Source organism: Streptomyces tubbatahanensis, from assembly GCF_022699385.1.
Lineage (GTDB): Bacteria > Actinomycetota > Actinomycetes > Streptomycetales > Streptomycetaceae > Streptomyces > Streptomyces diacarni.
In genome coordinates this window covers 2,799,501-2,816,762 of record NZ_CP093846.1, presented here as the reverse complement: position 1 = coordinate 2,816,762, position 17,262 = coordinate 2,799,501, and the positions used below count along the sequence as shown (strand labels likewise).

Here is a 17,262-nt window from a genome sequence, read left to right as displayed (position 1 = left end):
GCCGCCCCGTCACCCCCTCGCGCCCCGCCCCGCCGGGCGCCCTGGCGGGACGCTGCGCGAAGATGGAGGAAGCGGTTTCCGGGCACCCGGCCAGCCGCCTTCCGGGCACCCGGGCCCGCATCCGCTTCCCGGGCGGCCGGACGATCCAGCACGTCACGTCCGAGAGGTCCCCATGGCAGCGCGCATCCTCCTCGTCCGGCACGGTCAGACCGAGTGGTCGATGACCGGGCAGCACACCGGCAGGACGGACATGCCGCTGCTGGACGAGGGCCGCCGCATGGCCAAGCTGCTCGGCGAGCGGCTGCACCGCGCTCCCTGGAACGGGCTGCCCGGGGTCGAGGTGCGCACCAGCCCGCTCTCCCGGGCCGCCGAGACCTGCGCGCTGGCCGGCTTCGACGGCGCCCGCGGCTGGGACGCGCTGATGGAGTGGGACTACGGCGACTACGAGGGCCTCACCCCCGAGCAGATCCGCGAGCGCGCGGGCGAGGACTGGTTCATCTGGCGGGACGGCGTCACCGGTGGCGAGACCCTGGCCGAGGTGGGCGAGCGCGCCGACGAGGTGGTCGACTGGGCCCGTTCGGCCGACCGCGACGTGCTGGTCTTCGCGCACGGCCACATCCTGCGCGTCCTGGGCGCCCGCTGGCTGGGTTACGACCCGTCCTTCGCGGCCCGTCTCAAGCTGGACCCCGCCTCCCTGTCGATCCTCGGCTGGGCCTACGGCGCCCCCGCCGTCGAGCGCTGGAACGACACGGGCCACCTCGACTGACCCCTGGTTCCCGGGGCCCCTCGGGTCCCCCGGACCCCCCCGGGCCCCGGCCCCAGTTCCAGCCCCGTCCCGCCCCGGACGCCGGTCAGGCCGTCGCCGCCGCCTGGCGGCTGAGGAAGTCCGCGACGGCCGGCTCGGCGCGGAAGGCGCGCAGCCGGTCGGCCGCCGCCTGGAGCATCGCGCTGATCCTGGTGGACTGGACGGGCCCGAGGAAGTCCAGCGCCCGCGCTCCGGCGGCCGCCGCCTCCTCCACCTCGCCGCGCGCCGCCAGATCGCCGGCCAGCTCCGCGGTGAACAGCGCGCGGTTGCGGGTGAAGTGGGGCTTCTGCAGGCGTACGGCCTGCTGGGCGTGGTCCGCCGCCCGGTCCCACATCCCCAGGGCCGACCAGCACTGCGCCTCCAGGCCCTCCAGTTCCGCCTCGCCGAAGAAGCTCATCCACTCCGGGTCGCCGTCGCGCACGCCCCGTGCGAACAGACGTTGGGCCCGTGCGAGCGCCTGCCGGCACCCTGAGGTGTCGCCGAGGCCCGCCCAGCCGCCGGCCTCGCGCAGCGCGAGCAGCGACAGCAGGTGGGGGGAGCCCAGGGCCTTGGCCGCCTGCTGGCCCGCCTGCGCGGCGCGTACCGCCTCGCGGGGGCGGCCCGCGTCCCGGGCGAGGAAGGCCGTGTTGCAGAAGGCGTGCGCCTCCAGGGCCGGGTCGGCGGCGACGCGTGCGGTGGCCAGCGCCTCGGCGTAGTGGGAGCGGGCGTCGGCGTAGCGGCCCGAGTCGTGGGCCAGCCAGCCGACGGAGAGGGCGAGTTCGCCCGCGCCCGCGTGCAGCCGGTCGGCGACCGCCTGGCTGCGGGTGCCCGCGTCCAGCAGGTCGTAGGCGGTACGCAGGGGGCCCGCGGCGCGGTGGTAGAGCCCGGCGCCGCCGTGCCGGTCGTCCAGCAGCCGGATGTGCCGTACGGCCTCTTCGACGGCGCCCGCCTCGGTTTCCCCCGCGTACGCGGCGGGGGCGGGGCGGTCCGCGGACCAGGCGTGGGGCGCGCCGCCGCCGAGGGAGGCGGCGGCGAGGGCGGCGGGTCCGCCCGTCATGAAAGCGCGACGTAGCACGTCGCTCTCCTCGTCGTACTCGGGACAGTTGGGGAATGCGATGAGACCGGGGCTGTCGGGATGGTCGGTGTGCAGCGGGAGTTGACCGTGGGTGAGATCGGCGCAGCGCGCGGTGGACAGACGGGGCGCTTCTTGCGCGTTGTGCGCCCCGCGAGCGCGCGCCGCGCGACCGCGTACGGACTCCCGGGGTGCGAAGCCCATGTCCGCCAGCGAAGTGCCGGGGAACATGTGCAGGAACACCCGCTCGTAGGCGTAGTTGGGGCACCTGATCTCGCCCGACTCGACGCGGCCGATGTACCGCGCGTCGCACGAGACCTGTTCACCGATCTCACGTGCAGAACGGCGCACGTTCGCCGCGAACTCTCCGGGGGAGAGGTGCCCCCTCAGCGCCCTGAACGCGGTGTTGGGAGTGTGCTGCGGTCGGGGTGACGTTGAGGGTGACGACGCCATGGCGGAAACGTACCGGCTGTGACGGGTCCGACACCGAGGGTTTGGCTACAAACGGGATATCTCACCCTGCTTCTGCCATGAAGTGCCATCCAATGCGCTGGTTCGCCGCCGTAGCCGTTGACGAAAAAAGCCGTTGGACCATGCACAGCGACCGCGAGGAGGGGTCTGAGTTGTCGGACAGTGGCGAAGGCAGCCGCGCTATCGGCGCCGGACCGGTACCCGAACCCTGCGACCTGGTGACCGTGCCCGCGCGGCACGGGCTGGAGGCGGCGGACATCCTCCGGCTCAGGGACGGGGTCGGACCCGTGCTGCACGACCGCTCAGGGGACACCCTCGGTTTCCTCGTCCCGCCGGGGACGGCGGACTGCTGGGACCTGCCGGGCAGCGCCTGTACGCAGACGTACGTGCGCGAGGCCCGCGCCGTGGCGAGCGCCGCGGGTGAACCGCCCGTGGCCGGCACCGGATGGCTGGTGCCGCCCTCCGTGGCGTACGCGCACGCGACCGAGCCCGCGGAGCTGCGGGCGGCGCTGGGCGAGGCCGCCCGCACGATCGAGGCCGCGAGCCGGGTCTGACCCGTGGCTCGCGGCGCGGTGTCGCCGAAATGCGAAAAGCCGGGAAAACAAAAAACAGAAGAAGTCGAAAACACGTGTGTGGAAAAGGCGGGCCGAGCGGTGGGGTGCTGAGGGCGCCGTCCTGTCACCGTCTCCGTTGCCGGGTCCCGGTGGACCGCGCGGAGCCCTCAGCCGAGCGTGCGGGGCGTCAGCGGCCGTAGGCTCCGCCCCGCAGCGCGCGGGTGCCGCCCGGGCAGGCCATGGTCACGCGCTTGGATCCGGAGAGTACCGGGGTGACGTACCTGACCCGGTTCGAGCAGTCGACGAACACGCGGTAGGCGTTGCCCGAGCAGGAGATGGCGAAGTACCGCCCCGAGATTCCGGCGTTCCAGCAGCGCAGCGACGCGGCCTTCGACGGGGCGGCGGCGCCGTAGCGGCCCGACTTGTGCGCGACACCCTTCGTGGTGCGGCCCGAGCGGGAGTCCTTGGCCGTGAAGTGGGCGTCCGCCGCCACCTGCGCGGTCTGCGGAGCGGCCGGCGGGGCCGCAGCCGCGGTGGGGGCCATCGCCCCGCCGAATCCGAGCGCCAGCAGCGCGCTCGTCCCCAGGACAGCCAGTGAATTACGAACCGTCATTCGCGTGTTCCATTTCTTTGTGTCGCGCGGCCGGTATGGCCGTTCACTCGGTTTCGAGTGACAGGAAAAGAATCGACGCGGAAGAATGGGGAATCAATAATTCCTCGCTCTTAATATGATATTTGTGCTGGTCGGTGCGGTGCCGCCGTCGCTTGCTGTGCGCCAGGAGAAACGGTTCGCCACCTCCGTGGGTTCACCCGGGGAATCACGCATGTGGGTGAAAGGCCTGGCCATGGATCCACGGCATTGCGCGTGGGGCGAAGGACGTCGTTTACGCCACAGAAATCACACGGCCCGAAATCCGGCGGCACAGGAGGCGCCACCGTGTCGGGCGGGCGGGTGGGGCGGAGAGCGGTACGGCCCATGGCGGATACTGGGGGCATGGCGCGCGGCGAGAGACGACGGGGACGGGACGCCGTCACCGCTCAGGTCGACGGCGGCACCGCCTCGCTGGTGCCCGACCTGGACCGCCCCCGCGCCTGGTCCCTGCTGCTGGACGACGCACCCCAGTCGCACGTCGACCTCGACGACCCCACCCACCTCGCCTTCGAGTACCAGCGCAGGCTCGGCCACGTCGTCGACCTCCTCGCCCCGCCGGGACGGCCCGTGCACGCACTGCACCTGGGCGGCGGCGCCCTCACGCTGGCCCGCTACCTGGCCGCCACCCGACCCCGCTCCACCCAGCAGGTGATCGAGGCGGACTTGGCGCTGACCCGGCTGGTGCGCTCCCACCTGCCCCTGGCGAAGGAGTGGCGGATCCGGGTACGCGGCGGCGACGCACGCGAGGGGCTGGCCAAGCTGCCGCCCGGACGGGCCGACCTCGTCATCGCGGACGTCTTCAGCGGCGCCCGCACCCCCGCCCACCTCACCAGCGCCGAGTTCCTCCACGAGGTGCGGCGCGTGCTGCGGCCCGGCGGCTGGTACGCGGCGAACATCGCCGACGGCGCGCCGCTGGCCCATCTGCGCGCCCAGATCGCGACCTGCGCCGCCGCCTTCGACCTGCGGTGCGTGCTGGCCGACCCGGCGGTGCTGCGCGGACGCCGGTTCGGCAACACCGTGCTGCTGGCAGCCGATGAGCCGCTCCCCTTCGCCGAGTTGACCCGGCGCACGGCGGGCGACCCGCACCCGGGGCGGGTGGAGGCGGGCCGTGCGCTGGACGCCTTCACCGGAGGGGCGCGCCCCGTCACCGACGCCACGGCGAAGGCGTCTCCGCCACCGCCCGAGGGCACGTTCGGCTGAGACCTCCGAAGGGCACGCCCGGCCCGTCAGGGCCGCGCTCCTCCAAGAGCACGCCCGCCGCTCAGCCGTCGAACGTCTCGATGCGCGGACGGGCGTCGTCCCAGCGGCAGAAGACCGACGAGGACGTGGCGCCCGAGGTGAACGTCACCCTGATGTAGCCCTGGTTGTGCCACACCTTCATCTCCCAGCCGGGATCGGGCGTCGCCGAGACCAGCGTGGCGGAGTCGGCGCCCATGTCGAAGACGGCCCTGCCGCCGCGTACGGTCGCGCCCTCGACCTGCCCGGTGCCGCCCCGGCCCCGCCCGGGATCCGCCGAGGTGGTCCGGGGCTTCGTCGACGGGGTCCGCCGCGGTGTGCGGTGCGGCTTCCCGGACGGCGAGGGCGAGGGCGAAGCGGAAGGCGGGTGCGGCCTGGGGCGGTGGGTCGAGGAGGCACGGGGCGCGGCGCCCGCGCCCGAGCCGCCCGCCTCGGGGCCGTCGGAGACGGGCAGCGCGCGCGGCGGTTCATATGAGGTGTCGTCCAGCACCGTGTGCACGCCGAACCAGGAGAGGGTCGTGGCGGCGCCGGTGGCGAGCGTCCACGCGAGGGCGTGCGTCCCGCGCGGTCTGGTCAGTCGTCCGGTGCGCTGCATCCCCGTCACCCTAGGGGGCTCCCGGATGCCGTACGGTTCCGCCCATGGCAAGTGTGCTCGTGGTCGAGGACGACCAGTTCGTGCGCTCCGCCCTCATCCGGCACCTGACCGAGGCCGCCCACACGGTCCGCAGCGTGGGCACGGCGCTGGAGGCCCTGCGCGAGGTGGCGCAGGTCGGTTTCGACGTGGTCGTCCTCGACCTCGGGCTGCCCGACCTCGACGGCGCCGAGGCGCTGAAGATGCTGCGCGGCGTCACCGACGTCCCGGTGATCATCGCCACGGCGCGGGACGACGAGGCCGAGATCGTCCGGCTGCTGAACGCGGGCGCCGACGACTACCTGGTCAAACCGTTCTCCGTCGCCCACCTGTCGGCCCGGATGGCGGCGGTGCTGCGCCGCACGCGCACCTCCGCCCCAGGCGGCGACGGCGGCCGGGACGCCGTGATCAGGGTGGGCGGGCTCGCCATCGACCCGCTGCGCCGTATGGCACAGCTGGAGGGCGTGCCGCTCGACCTGACCCGCCGCGAGTTCGACCTGCTGGCCTTCCTGGCGCGCCGCCCCGGTGTCGTGGTCGCGCGCAAGGAACTGCTGGCCGAGGTGTGGCAGCTCAGTTACGGGGACGACCAGACCATCGACGTCCACTTGTCATGGCTGCGGCGGAAGTTGGGGGAGACGGCCGCCAAACCGCGCTACCTGCACACTCTGCGCGGGGTCGGCGTCAAGCTGGAGCCGCCCGCCACGGACCCCGCGGTCCCGCCGCCCGCCACGGGCCCCACGGACCCCGCGGCCCCACCGCCCGCCACTCAGCCTCCGGCTCCGCCGCCCGGTTCGGGTGGGCCCGCGTGAGATGGGCCCTGGTGAAGGTCTGCCTCGCCGTGACCGCGATGGTGGTGGTGGCCTTCGCCGTCCCGCTCGCCCTCGTCGTCAAGGAGACCGCCAGAGACCGGGCCTTCGCCGGCGCCGAACGCCAGGCCTCCGCCATCGGCCCCGCCCTGGCCATCACCCGCGACCGCCGCCAGCTCCAGCGCGCCGTCGCCATCACCCAGGCCGGCGCCGAGGGACGCGTCGCCGTCCACGTACCCGCCGAAGTGGGGAAAGGCGGCGCCAAGAGCGGTCCCGTACGCGTCGGCCACAGCCGGGCACCCCGCGCGCGGCTCGCGGCGGCGCGCCGCCTCGGCCGCGCCACCACCGTCGAGGTCGACGGCGGCTACACGCTCCTGCGGCCCACCGCCGTGACGGGCGGCATCGCCGTCGTCGAGGTCTTCGTACCCGACGACGAGGTCACCCACGGCGTCGCCACCTCCTGGATGGTGCTCGCCGGGGTCGGCCTCGCACTGATCGTCGGCTCGGTCGCCGTCGCCGACCGGCTCGGCACCCGCATGGTGCGGCCCGCCGAACGGCTCGCGGGCGCCGCGCACGACCTCGGCGAGGGACAGCTGGACGTCCGGGTGCCCGAAGAAGGGCCGACCGAGCTGCGCTCCGCCGCCACCGCCTTCAACTCCATGGCCGACCAGGTCGTCCAACTCCTCGCCAACGAGCGGGAACTGGCCGCCGATCTCTCCCACCGGCTGCGCACCCCGCTGACCGTCCTGCGGCTCAACGCCGCCTCCCTCGGCGAGGGCGACACCGCCGAGCAGACCCGGGCCGCCGTCGCACAGTTGGAGGGCGAGGTCGACACCATCATCGCCACAGCCCGCGAACAGAAGGCGCTCGCGCCCCACGCCGCCCCCTCCGCCACCTGCGACGCGGCCGAGGTGATCCGCGAGCGGATGGCCTTCTGGTCGGCGCTGGCCGAGGACGAGAGCCGTGAGGCGCGGGTCGCCGGGGTGGAGCATCCGGTACGGGTGCCGGTCGCCCGCGCCGAACTGGCCGCGGCCGTCGACGCGCTGCTCGGCAACGTCTTCCGGCACACCCCCGAAGGCACCGCCTTCGCCGTCGACCTGCACAGCGGCGGTCCCACGAGCGAGGCCGCCATCCTGCTCGTCTCGGACGCGGGCCGCGGCATCACCGACCCCGACGCCGCGCTGCGCCGTGGCCACGGCCACGGCGGCCCGGGCTCCACGGGGCTGGGCCTGGACATCGTGCGCCGCGTCGCCGAGTCCACCGGCGGCGACCTGCGGCTGGGCCACTCGGTGCTCGGCGGCACGGAGGTACGCGTGCGGCTCGTACGCCGCGACGGTGCCGCCACCCGCACGGGAACCCACCGCGTCAGCCACCGCCTCCGCCGCGGGGCCCGGCGCGCTCGACTCGCGCGCCGGGCCTGAGGACGCACCACGACGGCGCGGCGCACCCGAGCGCCACGCCCGACGCCTGCCCCCCCTCGCGGGGGCGTCCGGCTGCACGGGGCGCGCTGCCGCGCGGGCAGGAGCGTCGCGGTGCTGGGGGCGCGCTGCCGCGCGCGGGGGCGTCGCGGTGCGTGCGAGCGCTGCCGCGCACGGGGCGCCGCCGGGCAGGGGAAGTCCGGCGCCCGGGGCCGCCCCGCCGCAGGCGGGAACGTCGTGGTGCAGGGTCACGTTGCCGCGTGGGGATCCGCCGTCGTGGCGACCGTTCGGGGACGCCACCGTGCCCGGGTATGCCGCCGCGTCGGGAGCCTGGTCGTGGCCGGGGGAGTCACCGTGCTCGGGAACGCCGCCGCGCGCGGATATGCCGCCGTACCGGGAACCCGGCCGTGCGCGGAATGCGGCCGTGCGCGGAAGTGCCGCCGCGCGGAGAGGGATCCGTGCGCGGAAATGGATCCGCGCACGAGAACGCCGCCGGGTCCGGCCCGTGGGGCGGGCCGGACCCGGCGGCGTCGGGGGCGCTTACTTGTTGGCGCAGGCGTTGCCCGCGGCCGGGTTCAGCAGGCCGATGACGTCGATCGAGTTGCCGCAGACGTTGGCACCGACGTTGACCGGAACCTGGACGACGTTCCCGCTGAGGACACCCGGGGAGTTGGCGGCGCCGCCCTGGGCACCGGCGTCGGCGGCCGCGGCGGAGGCACCGCCCAGGACGAGGGCGGCGGCGAAAGCGGCCGTGGTCACGGAACGAAGCATGGTGTTTCTTCTTTCAGGAGACAGACAACTTGCGCTTGGGCACCATCCACGCACAGCGGGCGCGGTGCCGTCGTTGTGACTTTCCGACCGTCGCCCGCCCGTCACCCCACGGAGGGGTGCTTTCTGCGGCGTTCGGAGCAACGCGGTTCCGGTCCGGGGGCGGAAAGCCCGCCCGCGGCCTGTTGTGGGCCGCCGCTCCTGAGGAGGCCCTTTCGGTTTCCTTAAGCGCGCCCTAAGGAAGCCGGCCGGAGTCCGCAACACGGCATTCGTCCGATTCACCGCGGCTAGCGTGCTGGCCGTTCCCGTCCCCCACCTCAGCGAGGCATCGACGCCATGACGCACTCAGCAGGACACCACCGCCGCACCCGCCGTACGACCACACTGCTCACCGGCGGCGCCGCTGCCGCCGCCCTCGTCGCGGGAGGCGGCTTCCTGCTCGCGGGCAACGCCACGGCGGGCGAGGAGGCCGCGGCCCCGTCCGAGGCGGCCGGTACGCCTTTCGCGCCGTACGTCGACACCTCGCTTCAGCCCTCGTACGACCTGCTGGAGAGCGCGGAGAAGACCGGCGTCAAGGAGTACAACCTGGCCTTCGTCACCAGCGGCGGCGGCCAGTGCACCCCCCAGTGGGGCGGCTCCCAGGAGCTGGAGGACAACCCCGTCGCCGCGCAGATATCCGACCTGCGGGCCAAGGGCGGGGACGTCCGCGTCTCCTTCGGCGGCGCCAACGGCTCCGAGCTCGCCACGGCCTGCGACTCGCCGGACGCGCTCGCCGCGGCGTACGGCAAGGTCGTCGACACCTTCGACCTGAAGAAGATCGACCTGGACATCGAGGGGGCCGCGCTGCCCGACACCGAGGCCAACGAGCGGCGCGCCAAGGCGGTCGCCGCGCTGCAGAAGAGCCACGAGGGCCTGGACGTCTCCTACACCCTGCCGGTGATGCCCGAGGGGCTGACGGAGCCCGGCGTGGCCCTGCTGAAGAACGCCGAGGAGAACGGCGTGAAGGTGTCGGCCGTCAACATCATGGCCATGGACTACGGGCCCTCCTACGACGGTGACATGGGCGAGTACGCCACCCAGGCGGCGACCGCCACGCACAAGCAGGTCGCCGAGGCGCTCGGTCTGGGTGAGGCGGAGGCGTGGAAGGCGCTGGCCATCACCCCGATGATCGGCGTCAACGACGTCAACGTGGAGGTGTTCCAGCCCGAGGACGCCAAGGAGGTGCGGGCGTTCGCACAGGAGAAGGGCATGGGCTGGGTCTCCATGTGGTCCGGCACCCGCGACAAGCCCTGCCCCGGCGGCCCCAAGGACCAGGCTGACCCCACCTGCTCCAGCGTCGAGCAGCAGCCCTACGACTTCACCGAGGCGTTCGCGGGCTGACCCCACGGCAGCCCCTGCCCGGCCGGGCACGGGTCGCGGCCCCCGTCCAGGGCCCGTACCCGGCGCACCGGCCCGGCCGGCGGGGCGCGACGGTTCCACCCCCCACCCGTCGCGCCCCGTCGCGCCGTCGCGCCGCCGAAGGGGTCCGCGCACGCGCGGGCCCCTTCGGCGGCCGTTGTAGTTGAATGAGCTCCCTCGCCCCGGTCTCGCCAGGTCCGGGGCCGGCGCGGGGAGGGGACCATGGCAGCAGCGCGTGGCGGGCGACCCGGCAGGCCCGCACCGCCCCGGCCGACCCTGGAGCAGGTCGCACGCCGTGCGGGGGTGGGACGCGGCACCGTCTCGCGGGTGGTCAACGGTTCGCCCCGCGTCAGCGACCGCACCCGTGCCCTGGTCGAGGAGGCCGTCGCCGAACTGGGGTACGTGCCCAACCGGGTGGCCCGCGCGCTGGCGGCGGGCAGTGCGGACGCCATAGCGCTGGTCGTCCCCGAGGCCGGGTCCCGGTTCTTCTCCGAGCCGTACTTCTCCGACATCGTCCGCGCGGTCGGCACGGAGCTCGCCCGCGCCGACATGCAGCTGCTGCTCACCCTGCTGGACTCCCAGAAGGAGCGGGACCGCTTCGCGCAGTACGCGGCGGCGCACCGGATCGACGGGGTGCTGCTCGTCTCCGTGCACGCCGACCACACGCTGCCCGACCTGCTCACCCGCGCCGGGATCCCCACCGTGCTCGGCGGCAGGCGCCGCGCCGCCGAACCGGTGCCCTACGTCGACTGCGACAACACCGGCGGCGCCCGGAACGCCGTCGCACATCTGCTCGACCGGGGCCGCCGCACCGTCGCCACCATCACCGGGCCCGGCAGCGTCCACGCCGCGCGCTGCCGCACGGACGGCTACCGCGCGGCGCTGCGCGCGGCACACCGCCCGCTGGACGAACGCCTCGTGGCGTGCGGTGACTTCACCGAGGAAGGCGGTCACCGCGCCATGCGCCTCCTGCTGGAGCGCGCCCCGGCGCTGGACGCCGTCTTCTGCGCGTCCGACGTGATGGCCGCGGGTGCCCGGCACGCGCTGCGCGAGGCGGGCAGGTCGGTACCGGACGACGTCGCCCTCGTCGGCTTCGACGACTCGGTCGTCTCCCGCCACATGGACCCGCCGCTGACCACGGTGCGGCAGCCCCTGCCCGTGATGGGCCGGGAGATGGCCCGCCTCCTGCTGGACCTCCTCGGCAGGGGAACGCCCGGCGCCTCCGCCGCGCACACCACGGCGGAGGGCGACCGCTGCCACCGCGTACTGCCCACCGAACTGGTCACCCGCGCTTCCTCCTGACGGGGGACCGGCTCACTCCTTGGGCCTCCTTTGGGGTGCGCGGATCCGGCCGAAGGCCGTTGCATCACAGGTATGGCTCGTACGACGACCGACGGTGACCGGGCTCCCGGCGGAGCGCACCCGCTCACGGCACGCGGCGGACGCTTCCGCCGTGCGGTGGCCGGCGCCGCCGCGGCCTCTGCCGTACTGCTCGCGGCGCCCGGCCTTCCGGCCGCCGGCCCCTCGGGGACCTCTGCCGTCTCCGCCGCCCCGGGGACCTCTGCCGTCCTCGCCGGCGTGGGCGCGCCCCGGAAAGCGGAGCCCCCGCCACCGGACGCCTCCTCGCCGGGCGGGGCCTCCGGGCAGGGGACGGGTGCGGGCGCGGACGCGGCTGACGCGGGCGGCTCGGCGGGGACCGTGCGCTGGGTGCGGCCGATCGCCCTGGAGGGGGTGCGGGTCTCGCAGGCGTACGGGGTGAAGGGAGACTGGGCGGCGGGCCACCACACGGGCATCGACCTCGCCGTGCCGGAGGGCACCGGGGTGCGCTCCGTCGGCCCGGGAACGGTGGTCTTCGCGGGCTGGTCCGGCGACTACGGCAAGGCGGTGACCGTCCGCATGACGGACGGCAGATACACCCTCTTCGCGCACCTGTCGCACCTCTCCGTGGCCGCGGGTGACACCGTCCACCCCGGCACCCCGCTGGGCCGCTCCGGCAACACGGGCCGGTCGACCGGGCCCCACCTGCACTTCGAGGTGCGGGCCGCGCGCGGCTACGGCAGTGACATCGACCCCGTCCGCTACCTCGCGGGCCACGGCGTCCGCCTGGTGTGAGGCGGGTGGCGGCGGGGAAGCGCCGCCGGCGCGTGCGCGCTCACCCGGAGGGGGACGCTCAGCGCGCCGTGCGCAGTGCACGGTCAGGGCGGCAGACGTCGCACACCCGTGCGTCCTCGCCGTCGGCCAGCAGCGCCACCGCCTCCCGTGCGGTGATCCGCCGCGTGAGCCACCCGTCCCTGGCCTGCCAGCAGTCGCGGCGGTGCACGCACCACCACGGCCCCTCCTGGCCGACGCCCCGTACGCGGACCGCCACCCACTGGCGCCCGGCCACCGCGCCGGCCGTCGGCAGCGCCTCGTAGCGCTCGCCGGGGAGCGGGGTGATGCTCTCGGCCGCGACGACGATCGCGGTCGGCGCGCTGCCGGGCTCGACGCGCCCGTCGGGGTGCTGGTAGCGGCTGGGCAGGATGGCCTCGCACTCGTACCACCAGTGCCCGTCGGGGGTGCGGGAGCGGCCGGTGACGATGACGTCCAGTTCCTGTCCGTCGGGCATCCGGGCCCGCGCCCACGGCCCTGCCCTGTCACTCCACTCACTCACGTACCGAATATTAGTTCGAATACGGAGAGGGCTGCGCCGTCCGGGTTCAATCCGCGACGACGTTTTCGTGTTGTACCAAAAAGTGACACTTCGGCAGCCATCGTGGTGCTTCGTCCAACCAACCCTTGGAGGTTCCCATGCGTATGCGTACGCTCGTGCGCTCCGTCGCCGTCGGCTTCGCCGTTCTCGGCCTGGCCGGTGCGGGCGCGGGTTCCGCTGCCGCCTGGCCGAAGGGGCACCAGTACAACTCGGTGCACGAGTCGGTCAGCAAGGAGTGGAAGAAGATCCACGTCTCCGACGACGACCACATCATGAACGACTCGGTCGTCTTCGTCTTCGGCCCGATGCAGAACGACTGAGCCGAGCGACCCGTAACGGCAGACACTCAGCTCTGCCCGCCCGTCAGCACCGCGTTCCCGTCTCCCGGCAGGGAGGCCGGGAACGCGGTGTTTTGCGTACCCGGGGACGTCCCGTGAACGCTCATGGTGCGAACGAGCGAGGCCCCCACCGGACTTGCCGGTGAGGGCCTCGCTCGAAGAGGGTGATCGACGGGACTTGAACCCGCGACATCCTGGACCACAACCAGGTGCTCTACCACCTGAGCTACGACCACCACGCCCGGTGCGGGGAGAGGATCTTCCCTGACCGGCCGCTACGAGTGTACAGGGTTCGGGCGTGTGCTCGCGCACGGGTTTCGGGACGGGGCCGGGACAGGCCCTCCGGCGGTCGGTGCGGCCGTCCGGCCCGTCAGGGCGCCGGGGGCAGCACGTGCTGGGCGGCGATCTTCTTCGCCGTCTCCGAGTCCGGCCCCGGGTGCGGGACGAACACGGCCTCGCGGTAGTACCGCAGCTCGGCGATCGACTCGCGGATGTCGGCCAGTGCCCGGTGGTTGCCGTTCTTCTCCGGGCTGTTGTAGTAGGCCCGGGGATACCAGCGGCGGGCCAGCTCCTTGACCGAGGAGACGTCCACGATCCGGTAGTGCAGGTGGCTCTCCAGGGCCGGCATGTCCCTGGCGAGGAAGCCGCGGTCGGTGCCGACGGTGTTCCCGCACAGCGGCGCCTTCCCGGCGTCCGGAACCCACTCGCGCAGATACGCCAGCACCTGGGCCTCCGCGTCGGCCAGCGTCGTACCGCCGTCCAGCTCGGCGAGCAGACCGGAGGTGGTGTGCATCTGGCGCACCACCTCCGGCATCGTCTCGAGAGCGGAGGCGGGCGGGCGGATCACGATGTCCACGCCGTCCCCGAGTACGTTCAGCTCCGAGTCGGTCACCAGCGCGGCCACCTCGATGAGCGCGTCATCGGACAGCGAGAGGCCGGTCATCTCGCAGTCGATCCACACCATGCGATCGTTCATGCGCTTCACACTACGTGACCCGCCCCGCTCAGCTCGCGCCACGGCCACGCTGGCCCGGGACCCGGGGGGCGAACGCGTCCGAGTCGGGTTTGCCCTGTTCGGACCGGCCTTCCCGCACGCTCCGGTACTCGCGCACCCCCTGGCGCCCGCCGTGCGCGGCGGCCGGGCCGTTCGCGGGGGCGCCCGTCTGCCCGTGCCCGGCGGCGGCCCCCTGCTCACCGCCCGGCTCCTGACCGCTCCCGTACCCGTGCCCCTGCCCGTACCCGTGCCCCTGCCCGTACCCGTGCCCCTGCCCGTACCCGTGCCCCTGCCCGCCCGGGTACCCCGCGCCGGCGTGGACGGGGCCCGGACCGTGACCGGGCCCGGCTCCCGGCGCGTACCCCGGGCCGCCGCCCTGGCCGCCGGGCCCCTGGACGAGGGGACCCTGGCCGCCGTGGCCCGGCTGCGGCTGGTGCGGCAGGCGCGCTCCGGCCTCCGCGCCCTCCCCGCCGAGGACCGGTGCGTCCTCGCCCTGCTCCCCGTCCACCTGCCGTGCCCGGTAGGCGGCCCGGTAGGCGGCGGGAGAGGCGCCGAGCTGGCGGCGGAAGTGGCCGCGCAGCGCGACGGGGGAGCGGAAGCCGCAGCGTCCCGCCACCTCGTCCACCGAGTAGTCCGACGTCTCCAGCAGCCGCTGTGCCTGGAGCACGCGCTGGGTGATCAGCCACTGCAGTGGAGCGCTCCCAGTAAGAGACCGGAAGCGTCGGTCGAAGGTGCGGCGGCTCATGTAGGCGCGCGCGGCGAGGGTCTCCACGTCGAACTGCTCGTGGAGGTGTTCCAGCGCCCAGGCGACGACCTCGGCCAGCGGGTCGGCGCCGATCTCCTCTGGTAAGGAGCGGTCCAGGTGGCGGGGGTGGCCGCCGGCCTCCTGGCCGTTGCCGCGGCGGGGCGGTATGACCAGCCGCCGCGCGAGTGCTCCGGCCGCCTCGGCGCCGTGGTCGGTGCGCACCACGTGCAGGCACAGGTCTATGCCCGCCGCCGTGCCCGCGGAGGTGAGGATGTCGCCGTCGTCCACGAACAGTTCGCGCGGGTCGACGTGGACGGCCGGGTAGCGCTTGGCGAGCGTCGGCGCGTACATCCAGTGCGTGGTGGCGGGGCGGCCGTCGAGCAGGCCCGCGGCGGCGAGGACGAACGCGCCCGTGCACAGCCCGATGATCCGGGCCCCCTCCTCGTGCGCGCGGCGCAGCGCCTCCAGGGCTGCCGGGGGTGGTGGCTGGGTGATGGAGCGCCAGGCGGGCACGACGACGGTGCCTGCGCGGGAGAGCGCCTCGAGGCCGAACGGCGCGCTCAACTGGAGCCCGCCGGTGGTGCGCAGCGGCCCGTCCTCGCCCGCGCAGACCAGCAGCCGGTAGCGCGGAACTCCCGCGTCCTGGCGGTCGATTCCGAAGACGGAGAGCGGGATGGAACTCTCGAAGATGGGACCACCGCTGAAGAGCAACACCGCCACGATCTCGCGCCGGCGGCGCGCGGCCAGCTTGCGGGTCTCAACTGGGCCGTTCGTGGAGTCCTGGCTCATTGGAACTAAGCCCCCCTCAATCGTTGTGTTCCTCTCGGTCCATACACATCTCCCCCGCTCTCCCCCGCAGCGAAAGCCAAGATCGAATCTACTGCGTCGGATGAGGTGGGCGGTGCAAGTTCGGCATCCGGCGCTATGTCGACAAGGCAACTTGGCGTGAAGCATTCGATCACGAAGCGTTTCACTCAAAGGCGTTGCAGGGAAGTACGCATGCCCTCTCTGCCCCGTCAACGTAGGGTGCACACCCGCTCGGCGCTCCTTTCCTCCCTGGTGACAGGGGGTCGGGGGAGTGGTACGGGAAGGGATGAGGCGTGCTCCCAAGTTGGCCGAAAAACGAGGGGGGTCACACGTACGATCCAGTCACTCCCGGGGCGCACGCCACGGGTGCCCAGAGGCGCGGGAGGCGCATGCTGCGCCTGGTCATCCCCGGTCCGGCGGAGGGTCGGACGGCACGTGACATCCGGTTACTCAGTGTGCGCCGGTGTGCGCCCCGAGCGATCGTCTCGCGCCATCGCATCGACCCGCTGCCGGCTGAGGCGGCGCCCCGCGGGCGGCCGGTTGTCGGCCGGTCGGTCGGGTGCCGACTGGAGTCGGCCGGGTCTCGGCTGGGGTCGGTCGGGTGCCGGCGGGTGCCGGAGGGTGTCGGCCGGGAGCGGGGACGGCGGTGCCGGTCGTGGCGGCGGACGCGTGGACCCCGCGTGACCAGGCCGCCGCGCGAGGTGGGCGGGGAGCCGGCCCGGTGCGGTGCCACGGCCCCGCGGGCCCCGGCGGGTCCCGCCCCTGTCAAGGAGGCGCGTAAGGGGCGTAACGCGGCATTGCGCTGAGGGCCGCGCTCAGGCATGCTCCGGGGTCAACCGCCCCGGCGGCCGCCTTCCCTTACCTGTGCAAGGGGGGAGTGCCGCCGTACCCTTTGGGTAAGGGAATTGGGAAGACGATTCCCGGTCTTCCCCGGTCTTCGTCCCCTTCGTCGAGCCGGCCGTGAGGCCCCGAGCAGATCGAGAAAGCGCAAGCCGTCCGTCGTCCCTCTGCACAGAGGACTCATTCGCCGAGACAACTCATGGCAGGACACGAGATCCCTGACCCAGCGGACCGCAGGCAGATCGCCGACTCCACGGCGGTCCCCGAAGCGGCGGGCGAGCCACGCCACTCCTGCGATCCGGCATTCCAGCACGGCGTCGTCGTCGGTTTCGACGGCTCGGTCTCCAGCGAACGGGCGCTCGCCTACGCCATCGGCATGGCCCGGCGTACCGCCTCGGGGCTCATCATCGTGCACGTCGCCAACCGGCTGCCGACCACGGTGTGGGCGGGCTGCGAACCCCCCGTCTTCGTCGACGTCCCCGACCACCGCACCGAGGTCCTCGGGCTCGAACTCGCCTGCGCCGAGCACCTGTCCGAAGTTCCGTGGATCCTGGTGGAGCGCGGCGGCGACATCTGCCACGAACTGGAGGAGGTCGGCAGCGAGTACGCGGCCGACGCCATCGTGGTCGGCTCGACGCACGGCCTGGTGGGACGGATGTTCGGCTCGGTGGCCGGCCGCCTCGCGCGCCGCGCCCAGCGCCCGGTCGTGGTGGTGCCCTGACCCGGCCGGGGCGTGCCGGGGTGCCGAGCGCGTCGGCGGTGCCGGGGTCGCGGCGGCCCGCGCCCCGGGTGTGGAGCGGGGGCGATCCGGTGTGTGATCCTCCAACTCCGGTGTGTGCGCCGGGAGTTGATTCTGTGGGGATCGATAAATCTACTCGCCCGTAGAGGTGCGTTGTGCGCTTGTGAGGGGCATACAGACAGCACGTGGGCGCCCCCGGACCGAGGGCGTGCCGCCGACCGGGAGTGACGGTCCCGCGCGGCGGCCCACCTGCCGGCGTAATGGGCGACGCCGGCACAGGGGAGGCGGAATCCCGCGCGGTTGGTGGCCCGCGCGGGATT

General features: G+C 73.9%; 17 protein-coding genes and 1 tRNA gene. 10 read left to right on the top strand and 8 right to left on the bottom strand.

Features of this window, described 5'->3' with window-relative positions; genetic code table 11:
* Nucleotides 1–172: 172 nt before the first annotated feature.
* On the top strand, nt 173–766 hold the full coding sequence (locus MMF93_RS12115) for a histidine phosphatase family protein (RefSeq protein WP_242751331.1): 594 nt from the start codon (nt 173–175) through the stop codon (nt 764–766).
* An 85-nt stretch (nt 767–851) separates the two neighbouring features.
* On the opposite strand, the gene MMF93_RS12110 is transcribed toward MMF93_RS12115, so the two are convergent.
* Nucleotides 852–2,309 (bottom strand): NsdA family TPR-like regulatory protein, encoded by a 1,458-nt coding sequence (locus tag MMF93_RS12110; RefSeq protein WP_242751330.1) that lies wholly within the window; start codon nt 2,307–2,309, stop codon nt 852–854.
* A gap of 140 nt (nt 2,310–2,449) precedes the next feature.
* Between MMF93_RS12110 and MMF93_RS12105 the strand changes: the two genes are divergently transcribed.
* On the top strand, nt 2,450–2,881 hold the full coding sequence (locus tag MMF93_RS12105; RefSeq protein WP_423835404.1) for a hypothetical protein: 432 nt from the start codon (nt 2,450–2,452) through the stop codon (nt 2,879–2,881).
* Between the two features lie 187 nt (nt 2,882–3,068).
* Here the strand turns inward: MMF93_RS12105 and MMF93_RS12100 are convergent, their stop codons facing one another.
* Nucleotides 3,069–3,494: a hypothetical protein gene (locus MMF93_RS12100; RefSeq protein WP_242751329.1), complete on the bottom strand. Its 426-nt coding sequence runs from the start codon at nt 3,492–3,494 to the stop codon at nt 3,069–3,071.
* Nucleotides 3,495–3,875: 381 nt separating this feature from the next.
* Here MMF93_RS12100 and MMF93_RS12095 point away from each other — a divergent pair, with 381 nt between their 5' ends.
* Nucleotides 3,876–4,733: a spermidine synthase gene (locus MMF93_RS12095; RefSeq protein ID WP_242751328.1), complete on the top strand. Its 858-nt coding sequence runs from the start codon at nt 3,876–3,878 to the stop codon at nt 4,731–4,733.
* Between the two features lie 61 nt (nt 4,734–4,794).
* Here MMF93_RS12095 and MMF93_RS12090 read toward each other — a convergent pair whose 3' ends face one another.
* Nucleotides 4,795–5,364 (bottom strand): hypothetical protein, encoded by a 570-nt coding sequence (locus MMF93_RS12090; RefSeq protein ID WP_242751327.1) that lies wholly within the window; start codon nt 5,362–5,364, stop codon nt 4,795–4,797.
* A 44-nt stretch (nt 5,365–5,408) separates the two neighbouring features.
* Here MMF93_RS12090 and MMF93_RS12085 point away from each other — a divergent pair, with 44 nt between their 5' ends.
* The gene (locus MMF93_RS12085; protein WP_242751326.1) at nt 5,409–6,209 is read left to right on the top strand and encodes a response regulator transcription factor; all 801 of its coding nucleotides are present in this window, start codon (nt 5,409–5,411) and stop codon (nt 6,207–6,209) included.
* Nucleotides 6,206–7,627, top strand: a complete 1,422-nt coding sequence (locus MMF93_RS12080) for a sensor histidine kinase (RefSeq protein WP_242751325.1) — start codon at nt 6,206–6,208, stop codon at nt 7,625–7,627. The genes MMF93_RS12085 and MMF93_RS12080 overlap by 4 nt, the downstream gene beginning before the upstream one ends.
* Before the next feature lie 537 nt (nt 7,628–8,164).
* Here the strand turns inward: MMF93_RS12080 and MMF93_RS12075 are convergent.
* Nucleotides 8,165–8,395 (bottom strand): chaplin, encoded by a 231-nt coding sequence (locus tag MMF93_RS12075; RefSeq protein ID WP_114018089.1) that lies wholly within the window; start codon nt 8,393–8,395, stop codon nt 8,165–8,167.
* A gap of 333 nt (nt 8,396–8,728) precedes the next feature.
* Between MMF93_RS12075 and MMF93_RS12070 the strand changes: the two genes are divergently transcribed.
* From MMF93_RS12070 to MMF93_RS12060, 3 genes are all read left to right on the top strand, one after another.
* Nucleotides 8,729–9,772 carry a chitinase gene (locus MMF93_RS12070; RefSeq protein WP_242751324.1) on the top strand — a complete coding sequence of 348 codons (1,044 nt, stop codon included), beginning with the start codon at nt 8,729–8,731 and terminating at the stop codon, nt 9,770–9,772.
* Between the two features lie 240 nt (nt 9,773–10,012).
* Nucleotides 10,013–11,092: a LacI family DNA-binding transcriptional regulator gene (locus tag MMF93_RS12065; protein ID WP_242751323.1), complete on the top strand. Its 1,080-nt coding sequence runs from the start codon at nt 10,013–10,015 to the stop codon at nt 11,090–11,092.
* Nucleotides 11,093–11,164: 72 nt separating this feature from the next.
* Complete coding sequence (locus tag MMF93_RS12060) at nt 11,165–11,902, top strand: M23 family metallopeptidase (protein ID WP_242751322.1); 738 nt, start codon at nt 11,165–11,167, stop codon at nt 11,900–11,902.
* Nucleotides 11,903–11,960: 58 nt separating this feature from the next.
* Here MMF93_RS12060 and MMF93_RS12055 read toward each other — a convergent pair whose 3' ends face one another.
* Nucleotides 11,961–12,440 carry a DUF6233 domain-containing protein gene (locus MMF93_RS12055; protein ID WP_242751321.1) on the bottom strand — a complete coding sequence of 160 codons (480 nt, stop codon included), beginning with the start codon at nt 12,438–12,440 and terminating at the stop codon, nt 11,961–11,963.
* 137 nt (nt 12,441–12,577) lie between these two features.
* Between MMF93_RS12055 and MMF93_RS12050 the strand changes: the two genes are divergently transcribed.
* The gene (locus MMF93_RS12050; RefSeq protein WP_114025071.1) at nt 12,578–12,799 is read left to right on the top strand and encodes a hypothetical protein; all 222 of its coding nucleotides are present in this window, start codon (nt 12,578–12,580) and stop codon (nt 12,797–12,799) included.
* A 181-nt stretch (nt 12,800–12,980) separates the two neighbouring features.
* On the opposite strand, the gene MMF93_RS12045 is transcribed toward MMF93_RS12050, so the two are convergent.
* From MMF93_RS12045 to MMF93_RS12035, 3 genes are all read right to left on the bottom strand, one after another.
* Nucleotides 12,981–13,053 (bottom strand) — tRNA-His (locus MMF93_RS12045).
* A gap of 134 nt (nt 13,054–13,187) precedes the next feature.
* Nucleotides 13,188–13,793: an oligoribonuclease gene (orn, locus tag MMF93_RS12040; protein WP_242751320.1), complete on the bottom strand. Its 606-nt coding sequence runs from the start codon at nt 13,791–13,793 to the stop codon at nt 13,188–13,190.
* 28 nt (nt 13,794–13,821) lie between these two features.
* Nucleotides 13,822–15,345, bottom strand: coding sequence for a helix-turn-helix domain-containing protein (locus MMF93_RS12035; protein WP_242751319.1), 1,524 nt, complete (start codon nt 15,343–15,345; stop codon nt 13,822–13,824).
* A 1,057-nt stretch (nt 15,346–16,402) separates the two neighbouring features.
* On the opposite strand from MMF93_RS12035, the gene MMF93_RS12030 reads away from it, so the two are divergent.
* Entirely contained in the window at nt 16,403–16,924 is a 522-nt protein-coding gene (locus tag MMF93_RS12030; RefSeq protein WP_114025075.1) for a universal stress protein, read from the top strand.
* Nucleotides 16,925–17,262 lie beyond the last annotated feature (338 nt).